The sequence below is a fragment of the Campylobacter sp. RM9334 genome (assembly GCF_020138145.1).
Lineage (GTDB): Bacteria > Campylobacterota > Campylobacteria > Campylobacterales > Campylobacteraceae > Campylobacter_E.
Window position 1 is genome coordinate 15,620 of record NZ_JACGAX010000022.1, and the last position, 19,132, is coordinate 34,751.

The 19,132-nt window shown below is 28.2% G+C and carries 19 protein-coding genes and 1 tRNA gene; 17 read left to right on the forward strand and 3 right to left on the reverse strand.

Annotation, left to right across the window (positions count from 1 at the left end):
- Positions 1-9 precede the first annotated feature (9 nt).
- From AVBRAN9334_RS08375 to AVBRAN9334_RS08420, 9 genes are all read left to right on the forward strand, one after another.
- A complete protein-coding gene (locus AVBRAN9334_RS08375) occupies positions 10-207 on the forward strand; it encodes a cytochrome c oxidase, cbb3-type, CcoQ subunit (RefSeq protein WP_214117641.1) in 198 nt (65 codons plus the stop codon).
- Positions 207-1,049 carry a c-type cytochrome gene (locus AVBRAN9334_RS08380; RefSeq protein WP_336607543.1) on the forward strand — a complete coding sequence of 281 codons (843 nt, stop codon included), beginning with the start codon at positions 207-209 and terminating at the stop codon, positions 1,047-1,049. The genes AVBRAN9334_RS08375 and AVBRAN9334_RS08380 overlap by 1 nt, the downstream gene beginning before the upstream one ends.
- Positions 1,050-1,052: 3 nt before the next feature.
- Positions 1,053-1,268, forward strand: a complete 216-nt coding sequence (locus tag AVBRAN9334_RS08385) for a DUF4006 family protein (protein ID WP_214117639.1) — start codon at positions 1,053-1,055, stop codon at positions 1,266-1,268.
- Positions 1,269-1,362: 94 nt separating this feature from the next.
- Complete coding sequence (locus tag AVBRAN9334_RS08395; RefSeq protein WP_336607544.1) at positions 1,363-1,914, forward strand: hypothetical protein; 552 nt, start codon at positions 1,363-1,365, stop codon at positions 1,912-1,914.
- Positions 1,911-2,435, forward strand: coding sequence for a FixH family protein (locus AVBRAN9334_RS08400; RefSeq protein ID WP_214117637.1), 525 nt, complete (start codon positions 1,911-1,913; stop codon positions 2,433-2,435). Before AVBRAN9334_RS08395 ends, AVBRAN9334_RS08400 begins: the two co-directional genes overlap by 4 nt.
- Positions 2,436-2,491: 56 nt before the next feature.
- A complete protein-coding gene (locus AVBRAN9334_RS08405) occupies positions 2,492-4,681 on the forward strand; it encodes a PD-(D/E)XK nuclease family protein (protein ID WP_336607545.1) in 2,190 nt (729 codons plus the stop codon).
- Positions 4,678-7,326: a UvrD-helicase domain-containing protein gene (locus tag AVBRAN9334_RS08410; protein ID WP_336607546.1), complete on the forward strand. Its 2,649-nt coding sequence runs from the start codon at positions 4,678-4,680 to the stop codon at positions 7,324-7,326. The genes AVBRAN9334_RS08405 and AVBRAN9334_RS08410 overlap by 4 nt, the downstream gene beginning before the upstream one ends.
- A 120-nt stretch (positions 7,327-7,446) precedes the next feature.
- Positions 7,447-8,334, forward strand: coding sequence for a YeeE/YedE family protein (locus tag AVBRAN9334_RS08415; protein ID WP_336607547.1), 888 nt, complete (start codon positions 7,447-7,449; stop codon positions 8,332-8,334).
- Positions 8,331-9,677, forward strand: a complete 1,347-nt coding sequence (locus AVBRAN9334_RS08420) for a rhodanese-like domain-containing protein (RefSeq protein ID WP_214117633.1) — start codon at positions 8,331-8,333, stop codon at positions 9,675-9,677. The genes AVBRAN9334_RS08415 and AVBRAN9334_RS08420 overlap by 4 nt, the downstream gene beginning before the upstream one ends.
- Before the next feature lie 193 nt (positions 9,678-9,870).
- On the opposite strand, the gene AVBRAN9334_RS08425 is transcribed toward AVBRAN9334_RS08420, so the two are convergent.
- A complete protein-coding gene (locus tag AVBRAN9334_RS08425; RefSeq protein ID WP_336607548.1) occupies positions 9,871-10,170 on the reverse strand; it encodes a hypothetical protein in 300 nt (99 codons plus the stop codon).
- A 344-nt stretch (positions 10,171-10,514) separates the two neighbouring features.
- Positions 10,515-11,792: a major outer membrane protein gene (locus AVBRAN9334_RS08430; RefSeq protein WP_214117631.1), complete on the reverse strand. Its 1,278-nt coding sequence runs from the start codon at positions 11,790-11,792 to the stop codon at positions 10,515-10,517.
- 202 nt (positions 11,793-11,994) lie between these two features.
- On the opposite strand from AVBRAN9334_RS08430, the gene rplM reads away from it, so the two are divergent.
- The 4 genes from rplM (at position 11,995) to AVBRAN9334_RS08450 (ending at position 15,272) form a co-directional block, all read left to right on the forward strand.
- Positions 11,995-12,414: a 50S ribosomal protein L13 gene (rplM, locus tag AVBRAN9334_RS08435; RefSeq protein ID WP_214117630.1), complete on the forward strand. Its 420-nt coding sequence runs from the start codon at positions 11,995-11,997 to the stop codon at positions 12,412-12,414.
- 1 nt (position 12,415) lies between these two features.
- Entirely contained in the window at positions 12,416-12,805 is a 390-nt protein-coding gene (gene rpsI, locus AVBRAN9334_RS08440) for a 30S ribosomal protein S9 (protein WP_214117629.1), read from the forward strand.
- A gap of 25 nt (positions 12,806-12,830) precedes the next feature.
- A complete protein-coding gene (locus AVBRAN9334_RS08445; protein WP_214150192.1) occupies positions 12,831-13,808 on the forward strand; it encodes an OmpA family protein in 978 nt (325 codons plus the stop codon).
- A gap of 114 nt (positions 13,809-13,922) precedes the next feature.
- Positions 13,923-15,272, forward strand: a complete 1,350-nt coding sequence (locus tag AVBRAN9334_RS08450; RefSeq protein WP_336607549.1) for an APC family permease — start codon at positions 13,923-13,925, stop codon at positions 15,270-15,272.
- Positions 15,273-15,275: 3 nt separating this feature from the next.
- Here the strand turns inward: AVBRAN9334_RS08450 and AVBRAN9334_RS08455 are convergent, their stop codons facing one another.
- Positions 15,276-15,665 carry a hypothetical protein gene (locus tag AVBRAN9334_RS08455; RefSeq protein WP_336607550.1) on the reverse strand — a complete coding sequence of 130 codons (390 nt, stop codon included), beginning with the start codon at positions 15,663-15,665 and terminating at the stop codon, positions 15,276-15,278.
- Positions 15,666-15,861: 196 nt separating this feature from the next.
- On the opposite strand from AVBRAN9334_RS08455, the gene AVBRAN9334_RS08460 reads away from it, so the two are divergent.
- The 4 genes from AVBRAN9334_RS08460 (at position 15,862) to AVBRAN9334_RS08475 (ending at position 19,063) form a co-directional block, all read left to right on the forward strand.
- Positions 15,862-17,310, forward strand: a complete 1,449-nt coding sequence (locus AVBRAN9334_RS08460) for a DASS family sodium-coupled anion symporter (protein ID WP_336607551.1) — start codon at positions 15,862-15,864, stop codon at positions 17,308-17,310.
- Between the two features lie 127 nt (positions 17,311-17,437).
- Positions 17,438-17,524 (forward strand) — tRNA-Leu (locus AVBRAN9334_RS08465).
- 22 nt (positions 17,525-17,546) lie between these two features.
- Positions 17,547-17,756 (forward strand): alkylphosphonate utilization protein, encoded by a 210-nt coding sequence (locus AVBRAN9334_RS08470; protein WP_214117624.1) that lies wholly within the window; start codon positions 17,547-17,549, stop codon positions 17,754-17,756.
- A 5-nt stretch (positions 17,757-17,761) separates the two neighbouring features.
- Positions 17,762-19,063 carry an outer membrane beta-barrel protein gene (locus tag AVBRAN9334_RS08475; protein ID WP_336607552.1) on the forward strand — a complete coding sequence of 434 codons (1,302 nt, stop codon included), beginning with the start codon at positions 17,762-17,764 and terminating at the stop codon, positions 19,061-19,063.
- Positions 19,064-19,132 lie beyond the last annotated feature (69 nt).

Here is a 19,132-nt window from a genome sequence, read left to right on the forward strand (position 1 = left end):
GGAAGAATTATGAGTTTGGTTGAACTTGTGCAATATCAAGGACATGCTTATTTTTTCCTTGTGGCGTTTTTGACCTTTGTGCTTTATGCTTATATTATTCATTTATATAAAGCACAAAGAGAAGGTAAAAAAGATTATGAAAAATATGCAAATCTTGCATTAGATGATGATATTAATTCATCTTTATTAGAAAATAGGAGAAAGTGATGAAATGGTTAAATCTTTCTGATAATGTAAATTTACTTTCTATAATTGGTGCAGTTGTTATTGTTGCTACCGTGTTGATAGTAAGTTTAAATGTATTTAAACAGATGAGAATTAAAAGAAAAGATGCTGAAACAAGCGAGCACGAATGGGATGGAATAAGTGAATATAAAAACCCATTACCAGTAGGTTGGGCTGTTATGTTTATCGTTTTAATAGTGTTTGCTTTATGGTATTTTTTAATAGGTTTTCCACTAAACAAATATTCATCAATAGGTGAATATAATGAAGAAGTAGCAAGTCATAATGCAAAATATAAAGAAAAATATGTAGCATTTGATGATGAATCTAAATTAAATATGGGTAGAAATGTATTTTTATTACATTGTGCTCCTTGTCATGGTGCTGAAGCAACTGGAATTAATGGTAAGGCTCAAGACTTAACTAAATGGAGTAGCGTTGCTGGAGTTTTAGATATTTTAGAAAACGGCTCAACAGGTTTAGGATACGGAGAAATGCCAGCTGGTTTAGTTGAAGGAGATGACGCAAAAGCAGTTGCAACTTATGTAGCAAATGGAATGCAAGGTGAAGTTGGTAAAGATGTATTTGAAACAACTTGTGCAGCTTGTCACGGAGAAAATGGAGAAGGCACTGAAGGTGTAGCACCTGCATTAAATATCTATACTAAACCTGATTTTATTAAAATGGTTTTAGCTAGCGGTAAGATAGCAAGTGCTGATGCAAGCGTAAAAGTAATAGGAGCAATGCCAAGCTTTAAATCAATGCTAAGCGATGAGCAAGTAGATGCAGTTGCTCGTTATGTAAGCACATTATCAAAGGAGTAAAAAATGGATAATCATAATAGAAATGTGTTTGGATTACACGGAATTACAGGTATGTTAATAGCTACCGTTTTATTATTATCAATCCTAGTTGGGCTTACTATTTGGGGAATAAATGTTCAACAAAAAGAAATCAGAAATCCTTATAAACTAGAAAAAATTGAAGATGCTAAAATGCACGAAAATAGAAGTTTAGAAGATTTTAGAAAGGACGCAAAATGAGCAAGTTATTAGAAACAATTATAGTTTTAGGAATGGTTGTGTTAGCAATAGTTACAGCTTGGTCAGTTTTAACTCCTAATCATTTAGGTATAGGATGAAAAAGCTAATAATTATAATGCTTTTAGCTCTTGTGAATTTATTTTCACAAGAGCCTTTAAGTAATGAAGTATTAAGTGAAATAAATATTTTAAGTAATGATTTAGAGCAAAAAACAGGTATTAAAACAAGTGTTTTAATATCAAATGAAATTCCTTTTAAAGATTTAAAACAAAGTATTAAAACTGATAAAAATTATGCAATTATAGTAATTAGTCTTAAAGATAAAAAGTTAGATGTTATAAGTGATTTAGGATTAGATTTTAGAAGTGTTACCGAGTATTATTATTTAAAATATGGATTTTTCCCAAAACAAGGTGCAATATTGCCAATACTTACTCAACCTAAAGGAAAAGATTTAGTAAATGCAGCAATTTTAAATGGGTTTGCTGAATTGTGTGATGTAATTGCAAGTAGTAAAGGTGTAGAACTTGAGTATTCTTACGGGGATTTAAATGATAATATTATAAATACAATTAGAACTATTTTTTATATTTTTACTATTGTTTTTATAGTAGTTTTAATTAGAAGAAAGGTAAAGAAAAAATGATAAAAGAAGGAAGACATTGGCCTTATTTGATTGTTGGTTCAATTATTTTTATGATGATTGCTTGTATTTACACCGTTTATTTATCTTTTGATTATCCAGTAGATGAAGATGAAAGTTATTTTTTAAAATACCAAGATGTTGAGAATAATTACGCAAAAATCAAAGAAAACGAAAAATTATTTTTAGATAATTTTGCTTTTAGGGTTTTAGGCGATAAAACAAGATTAGATGTTACTAAACGCCCAGCGGTATTTGTAGATAATGAAGTGATATTACAAGTTAAAGAAAAGTCTAATTTAAAAGCAAGCAATATAAGCGTAAAGGCAAAATTAACAAGACCACACACAAAATATGAAGATAAAGAAATCATAGTAAATTATGATGATAATTTAAAAGAATTTAAAGCTGATTTAGGAGATATTTCTAATGGACGCTGGACTTTATTGATTGATTTTAAAATCAACGAACTTTCAAAATTTTATAAACTTGAACTTTGCAAAAATCAATGTAAAAAAGCTTAATATTAAAGCTTTTTTACGCTATAACTACTCATAATAATCTTTTAAAAGGAAAATAAATGTATAAAAAGGATTTGATTGTATTTTCTAATTTAAGGCAAATTAAAAACTACTTAGCAAGTATTAAAAATGAAGGATTTTTTCCAACCACAATTAGTATTAATGAGTTTTTGCAAGATTTCGCAATAAATGATAAAAGAAGAGCTACTGAAGTAGAGCAAATCATTGCTATGAGTAGGGCTTGTAATAAAACTAAAGATTATAAAAAGCTTAATTTTTCAAATGATTTTTTAAGTTTTTTAAAAAATAAAGAATATTTATTCTCATTTTTTAGCGAATTAAATAGTCAAAAAGTAAGCATAAATGATTTAAGAAATAATGATTTATATAGCTTTTTTGATGAGTATTTAGACATTTTAGAAGAGTGTTTAAAGCATTATAAAAACGAATTAGATAATCAAAATTTATATGATGATATAACTATTAAAGATTTAAAAGCTAATTGGTTTTTGCTTAGTCAATATAAATCAATTAGCTTTTATCTAAACGGCTTTTTAAAGCAATACGAATTAGAATTCTTTGAGAGTATTTCAGACAAAATAGATGTAAAAATCATCACAAATGTAAGCGATTACAATATAAATCTTTTAAAAAAATCATTTAAAATAGATTTTGAGCCAAATCATACTTATACTCTAAGTTTTAATAATTCTTGGCAAATCCTAGAGCAAACTAAACTAAATTATAACAATACCTTAAAAATTGCTTCGTTTAAAAGCTCAATTTATCAATACATTTACGCACTTAGTCTAATATCAAAATATTACGAAAATGATAAACAAATAGCTCTTATTATGCCTGATGAAAGCATTGCAACTAGCTTAAAAGCTCTTGATATTCATAATTATTTAAATATTGCAAGTGGGCTAAACTCAAACGAAATAGCGCAAAAACTAAATGCGATTTTAGGTGATGATGAGTTGGCTTTAGTGCAAAAAAGATTACTAAATACAAGCGAACTTGATTTCAGTGATTTTGATAAATTAAAAGAGCAACTATTAAGTTTTAGCAAAAACGCTGAAATTAAAGAAATCCTAAAAAACCGCCTAAATGATATAAAGATTTTAAATAATGAGTTTAAACTAACAAACGAGCAAATCATAAAACTACTTGACGCTAGTAATATTAAAATCTCTCACACAAACGGCGGAAATGTCGATGCTTTAGGTATGCTTGAAAGTCGTGGAATGAAATATGATTTAGTAATTGTTCTTGATTTTAATGATGATTTAGTGCCAAAGCGAAGTGTAAGCGAAATGTTTTTAAACAATGCTGTTCGCACAAAGGCTGGGTTAATTAGCTATGCTGATAGAGAAAACTTGCAAAGACATTATTATAAAGAGCTTTTTAATGCCAAAGAAGTTTTTGTTTTATACCTTGAAAACGAAGAAAAATCACCAGCTAGAATGCTAAAAGATTATAATTGCCAAAGACAAATCGTAGATGAAAAAGGGCTTATTGAATCATTTTTAAAGGCACTTAATGGCAAAATAAAAGCAAATGAAAATATATTTGAGCCTGATTTAGAACTTATAAAAAATCATAATTTTTTTGCAAAACCGCTTAGTTTTTCAAGATTATCGTGCTATTTAAACTCACCTTATGAGTATTATTTAAAATATATTTTAGAATTAAGTGAGCCTAGCAATTCAAACGAAAAAGCAGCAGTTGGGACTATGGTTCATGAGTTTTTACAAAACGCTGATTTTAAGAATTTAAAACAAGAATTTGAAAAAGAGCTAAAAGACAAATTAAGCCCAATTGATTATGCTTTAATATACGATAATTTAGATGAAATCGCATATTATATTAACAACAATCAGCCAAGTGCAAATTGTGAAGAAAAGCTTTCGGGTAAAATTACAAATATTGATGCTTACGGGATAGCTGATAGGATAAGTGATGAGCTAATAATTGATTATAAGACTACAAACAAGCCAAATTCTACTAAAAATCACGAAAAACAATTAGCCTTTTACGCAATGCTTTTAGATAAGCCTACGATACAAACAGCTTTAATTTATTTAAAAAGCACTCGTGGAGCAGTGTTTGAATGTAAAAATTTTAATAAATTATCTCAAGAGATTGAAAGCGACATTGCAACTCTTAAAGATGGCTTTGTTTTAGAAAAAAGTGAAAATGCTTATGGCTATTATCATTTAATAATAAATAAAAAGGATAGAGTATGAAACATATCGCATTAGCAGCAAGTGCTGGAAGTGGCAAGACTTTTACTCTAAGTGTTAGATATATTGCTTTAGTTTTAAGTGGGGCGAGTATTAATGATATAGTAGCTCTTACATTTACAAAAAAAGCCGTAAATGAGATGAAAGAGAGAATTACAAAGGTATTTTTAGAGCTTGAAAATAGAGCTGCCGAGCTTCAATTTTTGCAAGATTTATTAGGTTTAAGTGCCGAGCAAATCATAAATACAAGAAATAAATTCTTAAAAAACTTTAAAGAAGATGAGCTTAGGATTTATACTTTTGATAGCTTTTTTTCTAAGATTTTAAGGCTTTTTGCAACACACGAAGGCTTAAGCGTAGATGCGGAACTCATTGATTATTTAGATATTAAAGAAGAGTTTTTAAAGTCTTTAGATACAAATGAAGCCATAAAATTAGTAAGAGATTTAAAAGATTTTAATATGAGCTTAGGAGATTTTTTAAACTGGCTTGAGAGTTTGTATTTAAATTATACAGGCGAAAAAATCATAAATGATACGACTTTTATAAATCCTTTTGATGAGTTTTTAAGGCTTAAAGATAATTTTACTGGAGCAAATAAAAAAGTAGATGAATGGCTTAGCAAAATTACGGATTTAAATTCTTTATTTTCTAGCTCATTTTTAGACGCTAGTAAATCAAATATACAAAAAGCTTTGGAGCTTCCAACTTTTGCAGCAGCTTATGAAGAATTACTTTTAATAGTTGCTAAATATTACGGCTTTTTAGAGAGCAATCAATTAAAATTATGCTTTAATTATTTAGATAAATTTAGCGAAGTTGCGAAAAATTATCATAAAGAGCAAAATATTTTAAGCTTTAGTGATGTGGCGATTTATGTTCATAAAATATTGCAAAATAAGGATTTAAAAGACCTTTTTTATTTTAGACTTAATTCAAATCTAAGCCATCTTTTAATAGATGAGTTTCAAGATACTTCGGTTATTCAATACGAAATTATTAAGCCAATAGTTGAAGAAATAGTGGCTGGAATTGGCATAGATGATAAGCAAAAAAGCTTTTTTTATGTAGGGGATAAAAAGCAATCAATTTATTCATTTAGGGGTGCTAAACAAGAAGTATTTGATTTATTTCATAAAAACAAAACCTATAATATAAGCTTGCAAAATCTTGATACTAATTATCGCAGTAAAAAAGCAATAGTAGAGTTTGTAAATAATAATTTTAAAAATCTTTATGATGATTATTACGAGCAGTTAGTTGCAAGTAAAGAAAACGGAGTTGTAAGCAAAATAATCACCGAAAATTACTTAAACGATGTTTATAAAAAGATTGCAAGTTTGCTACAAAACGGAGCAAAATTAGATGATATTTGCATACTTACAAGAGATAATGCAAACGCAAATGAAATAGCTAATTATTTAAATGAATTTGGTTTGAAAACTAATGTAAATAATAACTCTTTATTAGTTTCAAAAATGAGCGTTAGGGTTTTAATAGAATTTGCAAAATACTCTATTTTAGGAGATGAGATTTATGGCTTTTTTGTAAAGTCTGTGCTAGGCAAGGATTATTCAAGGCTTAAAATTGATATTACAAAAAGTGCTTATGAGATTTATAATGAGATAATAACTCATCTTGATTTATGTAAAGATGAGTATGTTTTAGAGTTTTTAGATGAAATTAGTTCTAAAGATTTTTTAGATACCATATATAATCTTAGCAATAAACTTGCATCAAACAATGAAGCAAAAGGCATAAATATTATGACAATTCATAAGAGTAAGGGCTTACAATTTGAGCATTTAATCTGCGTTCATTTAAGTAAAAATGCCCCACACGATACAGGGCTTAAAATTGAATATGATTTTTCTAGCCACAAATGGTATGGCTTTAAAAAGGACGCTAGTGCTATTAGAAATCTTAGATGTTTTTATGATAAAGATTATGCAAAAAAGCTTGAAATTTATGAGAATACGAAAAAAACTGATGAGATAAATACTTATTATGTAGCTTATACAAGAGCGATTAGCTCTCTTTGTATTATTATGAATGATGGAGCTGGACTTAGCGGGATTAATTATAATGAAATTGCTAATGAGAGTTTAGATGATGATTTGCTTAATTTTAGATATAAAGAAAATGAAGCAAGTGCTATAAATATTAGCTATGAGTTTAATCCTTGTGTGCCACTTCAAAATGTCAAGGCTAAAGAGTTTAGCACTGATGCGATTATGCTTGGAAACGCATTTCACTATTTTTGTGAATTGAGTGATTTTAATGATGAGAGTTTAAATGAATGTTTAAGACTTGCATATAATAAGTTTAATCAAGTGGATTTTGATAAATTAAAAAAACTTTGCGAAGATTTGCTTAAATGTGTGGAGTTTAAAGAACTAATCAAAAATCATAATTTGATTAAAGAATATAACTTTTTATATGAAAATAAAGTAAATAGAATAGATTTATTAGCTATTAGCGATGATTGGGTTAAGATAATTGATTATAAAAGCTCGTTTTTTAATAAATCTTATGAAAAACAGCTAAAAACCTATGAAAACTTTATAAAAACTAGATTTTCTAATCACAAAATTAGCTCTTATGTAGTGTTTTACGAAAACGAAGAATTTAAATTAAAAAGAATTTAAATTCTTTAAAATTAAATTGATTTTGTGGTGAAAATCTTAATTCATAATCTAAATATGAATTAAGATTTATTATTTTTCAAAACATATAATTTCTAAAATATTTTAGAAAGTCATTAGGTAATGAATACGCTTATATTTGGAATTGTTTTTGGATTTTTATTAGCAAGATATAGATTTTGCTTTTTTTCTGGTTTTAGAAATCTTTTTTATTTTAAAGATTTTTCATTTGTTAGTGCTTTAAGTTTTTGTATATTTTTACAATCTCTTGGCTTATTCACATTAGAATATTTTAAACTAATTACCATACCCGAGTTTAAATTCTCAATACTTGCTACTATTATAGGTAGCTTTGCATTTGGCATTGGCATGGCGTTTAGCAAGGCTTGTGTTAGCGGTAGTTTTACTAGGGTTATTAATAATAGTTCTTATTTAATAACGGCTTTTTCTTTTGCTTTTAGTATGGCTTTATTTAATGGAATATTTAAAAAATATATAGATATTTTTACAAAAAACGAGCTTACTAATATTCATACTTTTTTAAATATTTCGCCTTTTATCTTAGTGATTTTACTTGGAATTTTAAGTATATATTTAATCTATAAAGCCAAAAAAATTAGCATTCTAGCAATAGTTTTAGCAATTTTAAGTCTTTTGATGTGGAAAATGATTGGTTTTAGTTTTACTTTATCAGTGCCTAGTAAAAATATGATTTTATATCTAGTAACCAATCAATATAGGTATTTAGATTCTGGAGTTTATTTTTTATTTGGTTGTATTTTAGGTGGGATTGTTGCGAATTTGAAATCATTTTCGCTTCAAGGCGTATCGCTAAAACAAGGATATTTTAGTGTAATTGGAGGCTTTTTGATGGCTTTTGGAGCTTCTCTTGCAAGTGGTTGCAATGTGGCAAATATTTTAATAGCTAGTGCTTATTTTAGCTTTCAAGCTTTTATATTTTTACCTTTTATGCTTTTTGGATTTTTGATTATTTTAAGGAGAGTATCGTGAAAAAATTAATTTTATTGTTTGCACTTATTTTTAGTGCTTGTTTTAATGCTGATAATGTTAAATTATTAAATACTGATGAGTTTAAAGCTAGATTAAATAGTGATTATTTGATAATTGATACAAGAATTGATAGTTATTATAATGGTTTTAGCGAAGATGGGGCAAAAAACGGCGGTCATATTAAAGGGGCTTTAAATATTAGTGCTTTATCAATGGATTTTGTTGAAAATAAAAAATTTGAAGAATATTTCAAAGGCAAAGGCATTACAAAGGATAAAAAGCTCGTATTTTATGGTTCTAATTTAGATGAGATAAAAAAAGTTAGCTCGGAGTTTTTAGCTCGTGGTTATAAAGGCGAGATTTATGCTGATTTTATAGATTATGCAAATAATAATGATTTAGTAAAACTTAAAAACTATCAACTAGCAGTCTATCCTAAATGGCTAAATGACTTAATGCAAGGCAAAAAAGTTGAGAGTTTTGATGGTAAAGACTTTATGGTTTTTGAGGTTAGTTGGGGAGAAAATAGTGATGAATACAGCGAGCATATAAAAGGTGCTTATCATTTTAATACTGATTTAATAGAGAATGCTCCTGTTTGGAATTTAAGTGATGCAAAAACTTTAGAAAATAATCTTTTAAACTTAGGAATTACAAGCGAAAAAACTATAATTTTATATTCTAAAAATCAAATGGCAGCTTTAAGAGTATTTTTTGCACTAAAATACGCTGGGGTTAAAGATGTTAGATTTTTAAATGGTGGGCTATATTCTTGGCAAGAAGCAGGATTTAGCATAGAAAAAACTCCAAATATACCTAGCAAAGAAAGTGATTTTAAAGCGATAATTCCTGCAAATGCTAATATAAATATATCAATGCCAGATGATATTAAAAATTATAAAGGGGATTTAAAGCTAGTAAGTATTAGGGCTTGGGATGAGTTTATAGGCAAAATTAGTGGTTATGATTATATACCAAAAAGTGGTGAGCCAAAAGGAGCTATTTGGGGATTTGCAGGGACAAATTCATCTAATGTGGCTGATTATTACGACCCTGATGGAACGCTTAGAAATCCTTATGAAATATATGAATTATGGCAAAGTCAAGGCATTAATAAAAATGATAATTTAGCTTTTTATTGTGGCACAGGCTGGAGAGCTAGTGTTGCTTGGTTTATTGCCTTACTTGATGGTTGGGAAAATATTTATGTATATGATGGTGGCTGGAATGCTTGGCAAATGGATGAGAGCTTAGAAGTGCAAAAGAATTTAGATTTAGTTAAACCTGATTCAAAAAACGATTATGGAGCAGTGTTTAAAGAAGGTGCTAGTTGTAAAAGCTAATCAAAAGCTATTCTTAAAGAATAGCTTTAATCATCATAAAATGATTATAAAGAGTATATGCAACACTAAATAAAATTATTGTAATTGTTAAAATGAGAGTTTTGCTAAGTGTAGGCTCAAAAAAGCTCTCGCTTAAATTAATTTGTATTTTTTGATTAAGCGATGAGCTTTTAAAATTTTTATAGTTTTTTAATTATATAAACTGCCTTCTTTCAAATTTTGCTTTAGGTTTTGCTTTTGGATTTATGGGGAAAATACCAGCGAAAAATTTTATATCTAAAAAAATAAGTATCCAAAAACCCCAACTATGTATTGATTTATAAAAATTAAATAGTATATAAGTTATTGTACAAAAAGCAACAAAATGGCCAGATGAAAATGTTCTCTCGTGCTCGTAAGTAATTTCAGCTTGACAGCCCCTACATACTTTTACACCAAATCTTAATTCCTCATCACAAAAAGGACATATCATCGTTTTTGTATCTTTTGACATAATTTTCTCCTATTTTGATTTATTTGTTAAATAATAAAAAAAAAAAAAAACAACGCATTGTAAATATTTTCAGCCTTTCGTAATACCTTAAATTACTTAATCGTATTGCTATTAGTTTTAAAAAACTTGTTTGTTTAGATTGATTAGAGCTTAGAAGTGCAAAAGAATTTAGATTTAGTTAAACCTGATTCAAAAAACGATTATGGAGCAGTGTTTAAAGAAGGTGCTAGTTGTAAAAGCTAGACTAAGTAAGCCTAACACCAAGAGTTTGAAATTAGTTAAATTAAGTTTTTATAAGTGTTAGGCCAAATTAATCTAGTGCTAGGCTTAATGCCTAGCTATTTTTAGAATGTATATTTTGCTTCAAATCTAATTAGTTTTTCATCTTTTTTACAATCTTCTATACCTTCATAATTTTTTGTTTTACCATAAGCATAGAATGCTGAGAAGTTTAATTTGTCGCTATATTTATAAGATAGTTGTGGCTTAACTTCAAATAATTTTTCTTTATCAGTTTTATCGCCATTTTTGATTTTATTTGTTCCGCTAATAATATCAACACCAAATCTTACATCTTCAAATGTATAACCAATTGTTCCGAATACGAAATCTTTCTTACCTACTGCTCCTGTTTGGTAATCTTTCATAGCGTATTCGCCATAATTAATCAATTTGCCACTATCTTCTATAGTATTAATTGTAGCTTTATCCTTTTTACCATAACCAGCATAACCTATATTAAAATCTAAGCCGAATGCGTCAAAGCCAGCTTCAATAGCATAAAAATTACCATTAGCTACTTCGTCGCCTGTAGCTTTTTTTAATAAATCTTTTCTATCTTTTTTAAGATTATTACCTGCGTATTGAGCGTGAATATTGTATGCGAAATCATCTTTATCACCTAAATTAACATTGAAATCTACCGTATATAATGTGCCCCAACTAGCCATATTTGCTACCCATAACTCTGCTGCTACTGGGTCAAAATTAGCAATTGCTGCTATACCATATATATTTTTACCACTTACGCTTTTTATACTATCATCATCATTTTTTGTAGCAATAACGCCTAAATCACTATCTTTATTGTAATTATCAAAAGCATAAGCTGCTAAAGTTACATTCTCAATGCTATTATTTACGATTTTTAATCCTGTTCCTAATAAATCATCAGTCCAAATTGAGCCAATTTCCATTCTACCGAACATAAATGAGGTATCGTAATTCGTGTAAGTTAAATAAGCATCTCTTATATTAAAAGTTTTGCTTGTATTTATATTATTTTCAACTTTATCTCTTAAAGCTTCATTAGATGGTGTTAAACCTGGTTTATTTAAAGCAAATGAAGCATCTTGGTTTGAATACTGAAATAATGCAGTAGCTTTAAAATTATCAGCTATATCTGAAGTGAATTTTAATTGAGCTTTATATCCGTGTAATTGGATTGTATCTTTTGTAGATTTGTCTTTTAATGAATTTTTTTCGCTAATTCCTTCATATCTATATCTTAACATACCTGATAAATCTACATTTTGAATAGCTTCATCTAAAGCAACAGCATTTGCAACTGACATTGAACCTGCAGTAATTACTGCAATTAAACTAAGTTTTACTAGTTTCATTTTTACATCCTTTTTTTAAAAATTGCAATGCTATTCTACCCCCCCCCCATCTTTAAAATAAACTTAAATGGAATAATTTTTTTAGAATTTAAAAAAGTCAAATTTTATTTTTAATTTATCTTAAAATTATCTTAATTTAAGATATTATTAAGATTAAAAACATATAATCAGCTTTTTAAAAAATTTTGGCAAAGGTAAAATCATGACAAAAATAACAAAGCCAAACGAAGTTAAAAGAGATTGGATAATTGTAGATGCTGAAGGTAAGCGTTTCGGTCGTCTTTTAACAGAAGTTGCGACAATATTAAAAGGCAAACATAAGCCTTGTTATACACCAAATGTTGATTGCGGAGATTATGTTGTAATTATCAACGCATCTAAAGCAGAATTTACTGGAACAAACAAAGCTGATGATAAATTATATCACAGACATTCAGGCTATTTTGGAAGCACTAAGAGTGAAAAATTCGGTGATTTATTAGCAAATAATCCAGCAAAATTATATAAATTAGCAGTTCGTGGAATGTTGCCTAAAACTACTTTAGGTCGTGCAATGCTTAAGAAATTAAAAGTTTATGCAGGTAGCGAACACCCACATACAGCTCAGGTAAAAGGAAAGTAAAATGGCAAAAGTTTATGCAACAGGTAAAAGAAAAACTGCAATAGCTAAAGTTTGGGCTAAGGCTGGAAGTGGTAAAATTATAGTGAATGGCGTTGATTTAAATACTTGGTTAGGCGGACACGAAGCTATTAAATTAAAGGTAGTTCAACCTTTATTAGTAACTAAGCAAGAAGGTTTAATGGACATTACAGCTAGCACATTAGGTGGTGGTTATAATGCTCAAGCTGAAGCTTTAAGACACGGAATTTCTCGTGCTTTAGCTGCTATGAGTGCTGATTTTAGAGCGCTACTTAAACCACAAGGTTTATTAACTCGTGATAGTCGTGTGGTTGAGCGTAAAAAATACGGCCGCAGAAAAGCAAGAAGAAAACCACAATTTAGTAAACGTTAATTCGATTTTGAAATTAGGAGTATTCATGAAAAAGATGAGTTTAGTTTTAAGTGCAGCTGCAATGATAGCTGTTAGTGCAAATGCAAGTGATATTAATTTTGAAGGCTTAGAAATAAGCCCAATCGCTACATACAATGTTCCAGAAGGAAATCTTGACCTTATGAATAAATTTGGTTATGGATTAAGAATTGGTTATATGTATGGTGCAGTAGGAACAGAAATTGGTTATGAACACCAAAAAGGTGAATATAAAAGTATAGATAATGCAGGTCATACTCCAGTGGGTATTGATAGAGGTTATTTAAACTTAGTATTCCCAGTTAAAGTTGGTGATACTAACTTTGATTTCTATGGATTATTAGGTGTTGGTTATGAAAACTTCAGCGAAAATCTATATGACAATAAAAACGGAATGTTTGGTCATTATGGTATTGGTTTAAAATACAAAATTTACAAAAGCTTTGGTTTAAGAGCAGAAGTTCGTGACCAAATTAAATTCCGCCACGCTGATCACCATGTAATTAGCACTTTAGGTGTAATTTTTAACTTTGATGGTAAAAAAGAAGAAGTTGTTCCAGCTCCACAACCAGTTGTAGAAGTTAAACCAGAGCCAGTAGTTGTTAAACCTGAGCCAAAACCACAACCAAAACCAAAAGCATGTTATGATTTAGAATTAGTTAAAGTTAATTTTGGATTTGATAAGAGCAATGTAACTGCTAACTATATTCCTGAAATTGAGCGTTTAGCTAAATTAATTAAAGAAGAGCCTGCATATTTTGCAAATATCACAGGATATACAGATTCAATCGGTACATCTGCTTATAACAAAAAATTATCAGAAAAAAGAGCTAAAGCAGTAAAAGCTGAACTTGTAAAAGCTGGTGTTAGCGAAGACAGAATTAATCCAAGTTGGGCTGGCGACCAAAATGCAATCGGCGATAACAAAACAAAAGAAGGCCGTGCAGCAAACCGCAGAGTTGAATTAAAAATCATCTGCCAATAATTTTATAAATTATTTTTAGGTTTCACAGATTATGTGAAACCTTTTCTTTTTTTCTTCTAAATTATTACAATTTTAATAGTATTATTCGCTTCATTTTATTTTTTTAGGTTTATTATGAAGTTGAGTATAAAAGATATTATTTTTATGAATTTGATTGGGATTTTTTCTTTAAGACAAATTCCTTATGTCGCACAATACGGAGCTAGTTCTATTATTTTATGGCTTTTTGTAGCATTTGGATTTTTTATTCCTTTAGCTTTGATATGTGGAGAACTTGGTTCTAGATTTTCTAAGGGTGGCGGTATATTTTTATGGATTAATAAAGCTTTTGGAGTAAAAGTAGCTTATTTTTGTTTGATTTGTTATCTTTTATCTTGTTTAGCTTTTTTCCCAATGATGTTGTATTTCGCAGCAAATTCTTTAGCTTATATATTTAATTTACAGGCAAAATCTTATTTTATCGCAGTATTTTCTATATTGAGTTTTTTTATTTTGACATATATAAATTATAGGGGTTTTGAATATACCAAATTAATAAATAAAGTATTTGTTTATTTTGGAATTTTATTTCCTACATTGCTTTTAATAGTTGTAGCTTTAATGTTTTATTTGACTAATCACAAAATCACAACTCCTTATAATTCAGGGTATTTAATTACACTTGATTTAAATACTTTAGTGTTTTCAAGCACTATGATGTTTGCATTTGCAGGGCTTGAGCTTAGCACAATGATAGGTGCTAAAATTGATAACGCTCAAAAAAATTATCCAAAAGCTATATTTTTTAGTGCATTTATAATAGTAGGTATTTATATTTTAGGCACTTTTTGTGTTAATGTGATATATCCTGCAAAAGATACTGATATATTAGATGGTATTATGCAAGCAATTACTTATGCTGAAAACAATTTGGGTTTTAAAGGTCTTAGTCAATTAATGGCTTTTAGTTTATTTGTAGGCACTTTAGGGCAGATTAATTCTTGGTTGGTAGCGCCAATATATATGCTAGCTAATGCTTCAAAAGAAGGAATAATTAAATTTTATGAAGCAAAACCACATCCAAAATACAATACCCCTTATAAGGCTTTATTTTTTCAGGCATTTTTAGTTAGTATTATTTGTATATTTTGTGTATTTTTTAATAAATCTCAAGATATTTATTGGCTACTTAGTTCTCTTACCACGGTTAGTTATTTTTTACCTTATATTGCAATGTTTTTAGCGTATTTTAAATTAAAAAATTATTGTGAAAATGAATTAGAATTTAAAATACAAAATCAAATTCTTAGTTATTTTTTAGCGATATTAGGTCTTAGTAGCGTAGTATTTGCTTTAATATTAAGTTTTATTACTCCAAACGAAGAAGAACAAAGTGAATTAATATATTTTTTACAAATTATGAGTTCTCCTATATTAGCATTAATAATTGCTATTTTTAGTTTTAATAAAACTCGTAATAAATAAAGCTTATTTAATATTTATCAAAATATTATTGTTTTGATAAGTATTTTTTTGTTTTTTTATAGGTTTTTCTCCGCTGATGCTAATTTGTATATATTCATCTGGAGTTGGCTCCTTTATTTTTATGGGTTCAGTTTGGGGAATTTCTTCTTGTAATTCTTCTTCATCTTCAAATAATATATCTAAAGCTTTTTTTAATTTTCTTAATTTTTTTTCATCTAATTCACTTAGTTTTTTTTGCAAATCATAATTTATATCATCGTTTTGATATAAATTTTTAGGTATAGTTGGGTCTTTCCAATTTGGATTTTCACTAAAAGGAATTTTATCTCCAGGAAAATCTAAAGTGTATGCAAATAAATTTAAACTTAAAATAAAAACAGCTAATTTTCTCATATTTTTTCCTAATTAAATTTTTCATATTATAAAAAGTTATGAAATATATTATATTTTTTTTCAAAAAAAGATAATAATTTATAATAAGTGTTACTTTTATACACATTTTTTAAAGTTTTAAATACAATTTAAATACATTTTATGAATTATTCTGCTAAAGTAATCTTAATTTTTTAATTTTTTTTAAGGAGAAATGATGAAAAGAGCAATTTCTATTATTATTTTGATTGCTATTCCATTTTTATTCGCTACTATTTTGCCCGTGCCAAGTGGCTTAAGCGAAGCTGCGTGGGTAATGTTTGGTATTTATCTTTCAGCAGTTTTAGGTCTTGTATTTAAGCCTATACCAAATTCTATGGTATTAATTACTGCAGTGGCAGGAACTGCACTATTTATGGGACCTTATTTAGGTGGTGCAAAAGAAGCTACAAAACAAGCTTTAAGCGGTTATGCAAGTTCAACTACTTGGATTATAGTTTCTGCATTTGCTTTAAGTATTGCATTTACAAAAACAGGTCTTGGTAAAAGATGGGCTTATTTTTTAATAGGTAAATTTGGTAAAACTACTTTAAGACTTAGCTATGTTACTGCATTTTTAGACTTAGTAGTATCACCTGCAACTCCATCAAATACTGCAAGAGCAGGCGGAATTGTCTTTCCAATTGTAAATTCAATCGCACAATCTTTATCAAAAGATAAAGTTGAAACAGAAAATAGAGTAGGTGCATTTTTGGCGTGTAATTCTTATATGAGTACAAAAATGACTTCATTTATCTTCGCAACCGCAATGGCTGGAAATATGCTAGTGATTGGTTATGCAAATGATATTTTAGGAACTCACTTAAATTGGGGGAATTGGGCTGTTGCTATGATAATTCCTGGTATTGTGTGTTTATGTGTAATTCCATTAGTTGTTTATATTTTTGTTCGCCCTGATATAAAAAAGATTGATAATATAGTAATTTCAAAACAAGGCTTAGAAGAATTAGGAGAGATGAAAAGAAGTGAGAAAATGCTTGTTTTAATCTTTGTTCTAGCATTGCTTGGTTGGTCTGTTCCGTCTTTAGCTAGTTCTTTATTTGGATTAAAGATTGATATAGATGCTACTGCAGTAGCTGTTGGTGCTATGAGTTTATCAGTATTACTTGGCGTTTTAAAATTTGAAGATATAGCAGGTTCTAAAGAGTGTATAGGGACATTATTTTGGTTTGGTGGTATTATGTCGCTATCAGGTATGATGAATAAATTGGGCTTTTTTAAATGGCTTGGAACATTTATTCAAGGTAATATGAATTTAGATTTAGACCCATTGATAGTATTAATAATCATTGGTTTTATTAGTATTATCGTAAGATATTTATATGCTAGTGCAACCGTTTTCATTACAACTCTTTTACCGGTTTTATTTTTAATAGGCAAAAGTGCAGGAGTTGATCCATATTTATTAGCATTTTTATTAATTACTACAAATTCTTATGGTGGAGCATTAACTCATTTTGGTGGTCCTGCTGCTTCAGTTATTTTTGGAGCTGGATATAACACCGTAAAAGAATGGTGGATTACTGGATTTGTAGTGGCTATGGTATCTTTTATTTTATGCCTTGCAATAGGTCTTCCTTATTGGGAAATGTTAGGAATGAATTAATTTTTTTTTCTTGTTTTGATAGGAATATCAAAACAAGAATTTCATAATCAAATATTAAGTAAAATATATTTAAAATATCACACTTTTATTTTTTTATAAGCAAATTTTATTATTATATGCAATTTTAGCCCAAGTGGTGAAACTGGTAGACGCGCTAGACTCAAAATCTAGTAGGAGCAATCCTGTGTCGGTTCGAGTCCGACCTTGGGCACCATAAATAAAAAAGGAATATAAAAATGCCAAAAGACGCAAACGGAAACGAATTACAAGCAGGAGATAATGTTAGCGTTATTAAAGATTTGAAAGTAAAAGGCAGTTCTTTAACTATTAAAAGAGGAACTAATGTAAAAAACATAAAGCTTACTTCAAACGATGATGAAATAGAAGCAAAAGTTGATAAACACGGAGTTATAGTTTTAAAAACTTGTTTTTTAAAAAAGGCTTAACATTTATGAAAAAATTTTTAACATTTTTACCTATTGCTTTATTAGCAAATCCATTTGATGACTTAGTAAATGCGTATAATCAAGAAGATTATAAAACTTCTTATGATATAGCTAGTTCTATTTGTAAGCAAACTTGCTCTGATATTAATTTAAATCTAATTATGGGTAAAAGTGCTTTTAGATTAGGTTTATACGATGAAGCTTTAGCTGCTTATGATAGGGTTTTGGTATTAGATGATACTAATACAGAAGCAAGATTACAAAGTGCTATTATTTATCAAAAAAACGGGAATTTAGCTTTACTTAAATTAGAACTAGAGAATTTAAAAGATGATGAACGCTTAAATGATGATGAGAAAGCTTTAGTTGCTAGTATGTTAAAAAATGTTAAATATCAACAAAAAGCCAATAATGAAATAAATATACCTTATGCGAGTATTGGTTTTGGATATGGTTATGATAGTAACCCAAAAAAGCAGAATTTAAAAGATAGTTATTTACCAGTGCCACAATTAGGCATTAATTTTCCAATACCAGGTGCTAAGCACCAACCAGCTAGTAGTATTTTAGCTAATCTTAATGCTGGCTATAAAAAACAAGTTAATAATGTATATGATTATGATATAAATATTAATTTTTATAATAAGTATTATATAAAACCAATTGAAGAAGATTTTCAGAATTTAAGTGTATTTACAGCTTCAATTAATAATGGTTTTGAGATATCAAGACAATTTAAATTAAATATTTTAATGTCTTATGATTATATTATTTTAAAACAAAAAAGATATTTAAATACCTTTACTGCAGATATTTCAGGTGATTATTATACTGAAAGTGGGCTAGCTTTTGGTCTAGGCTATACAATTAATCATAATAATTATTTGATAGAAGATAATAAAGAGAATGATTCAAATCATCATAGTATTTATGCTATGAGTAAGATTATTTCTCAAAGAAGTATGTCTTATCTAAAAATTGCTTATGATATAGAAAAAACTAGCAGAATTAAAGAAAGTTCAAATAATTATAAAGAATATTCAGCTACTGCCGGAATTATTTATATGCTAAATAAGCAAGTAATATTAAAAGCAAGTTTAGGCTATGCTAAGGGTAGATATGATGAAAAAATCTTCTTAAATACAAGAAACGATATAACTTATAGAGTAAATTTTGGTGCTGAATACAATATGGATCATCATAATTTCTTCTCACTTGATTTAGGATATAACAGAGTAAAATCAAGCATTGAATACAATTCTTACGATAATCTTTACACTAATTTAATGTATAAATATAAATTTTAAGCTAACAACCTTTTAAAATATGCTATAATTTAGCATTATTTTGAAAGGATATGCTATGAAAAAAATATT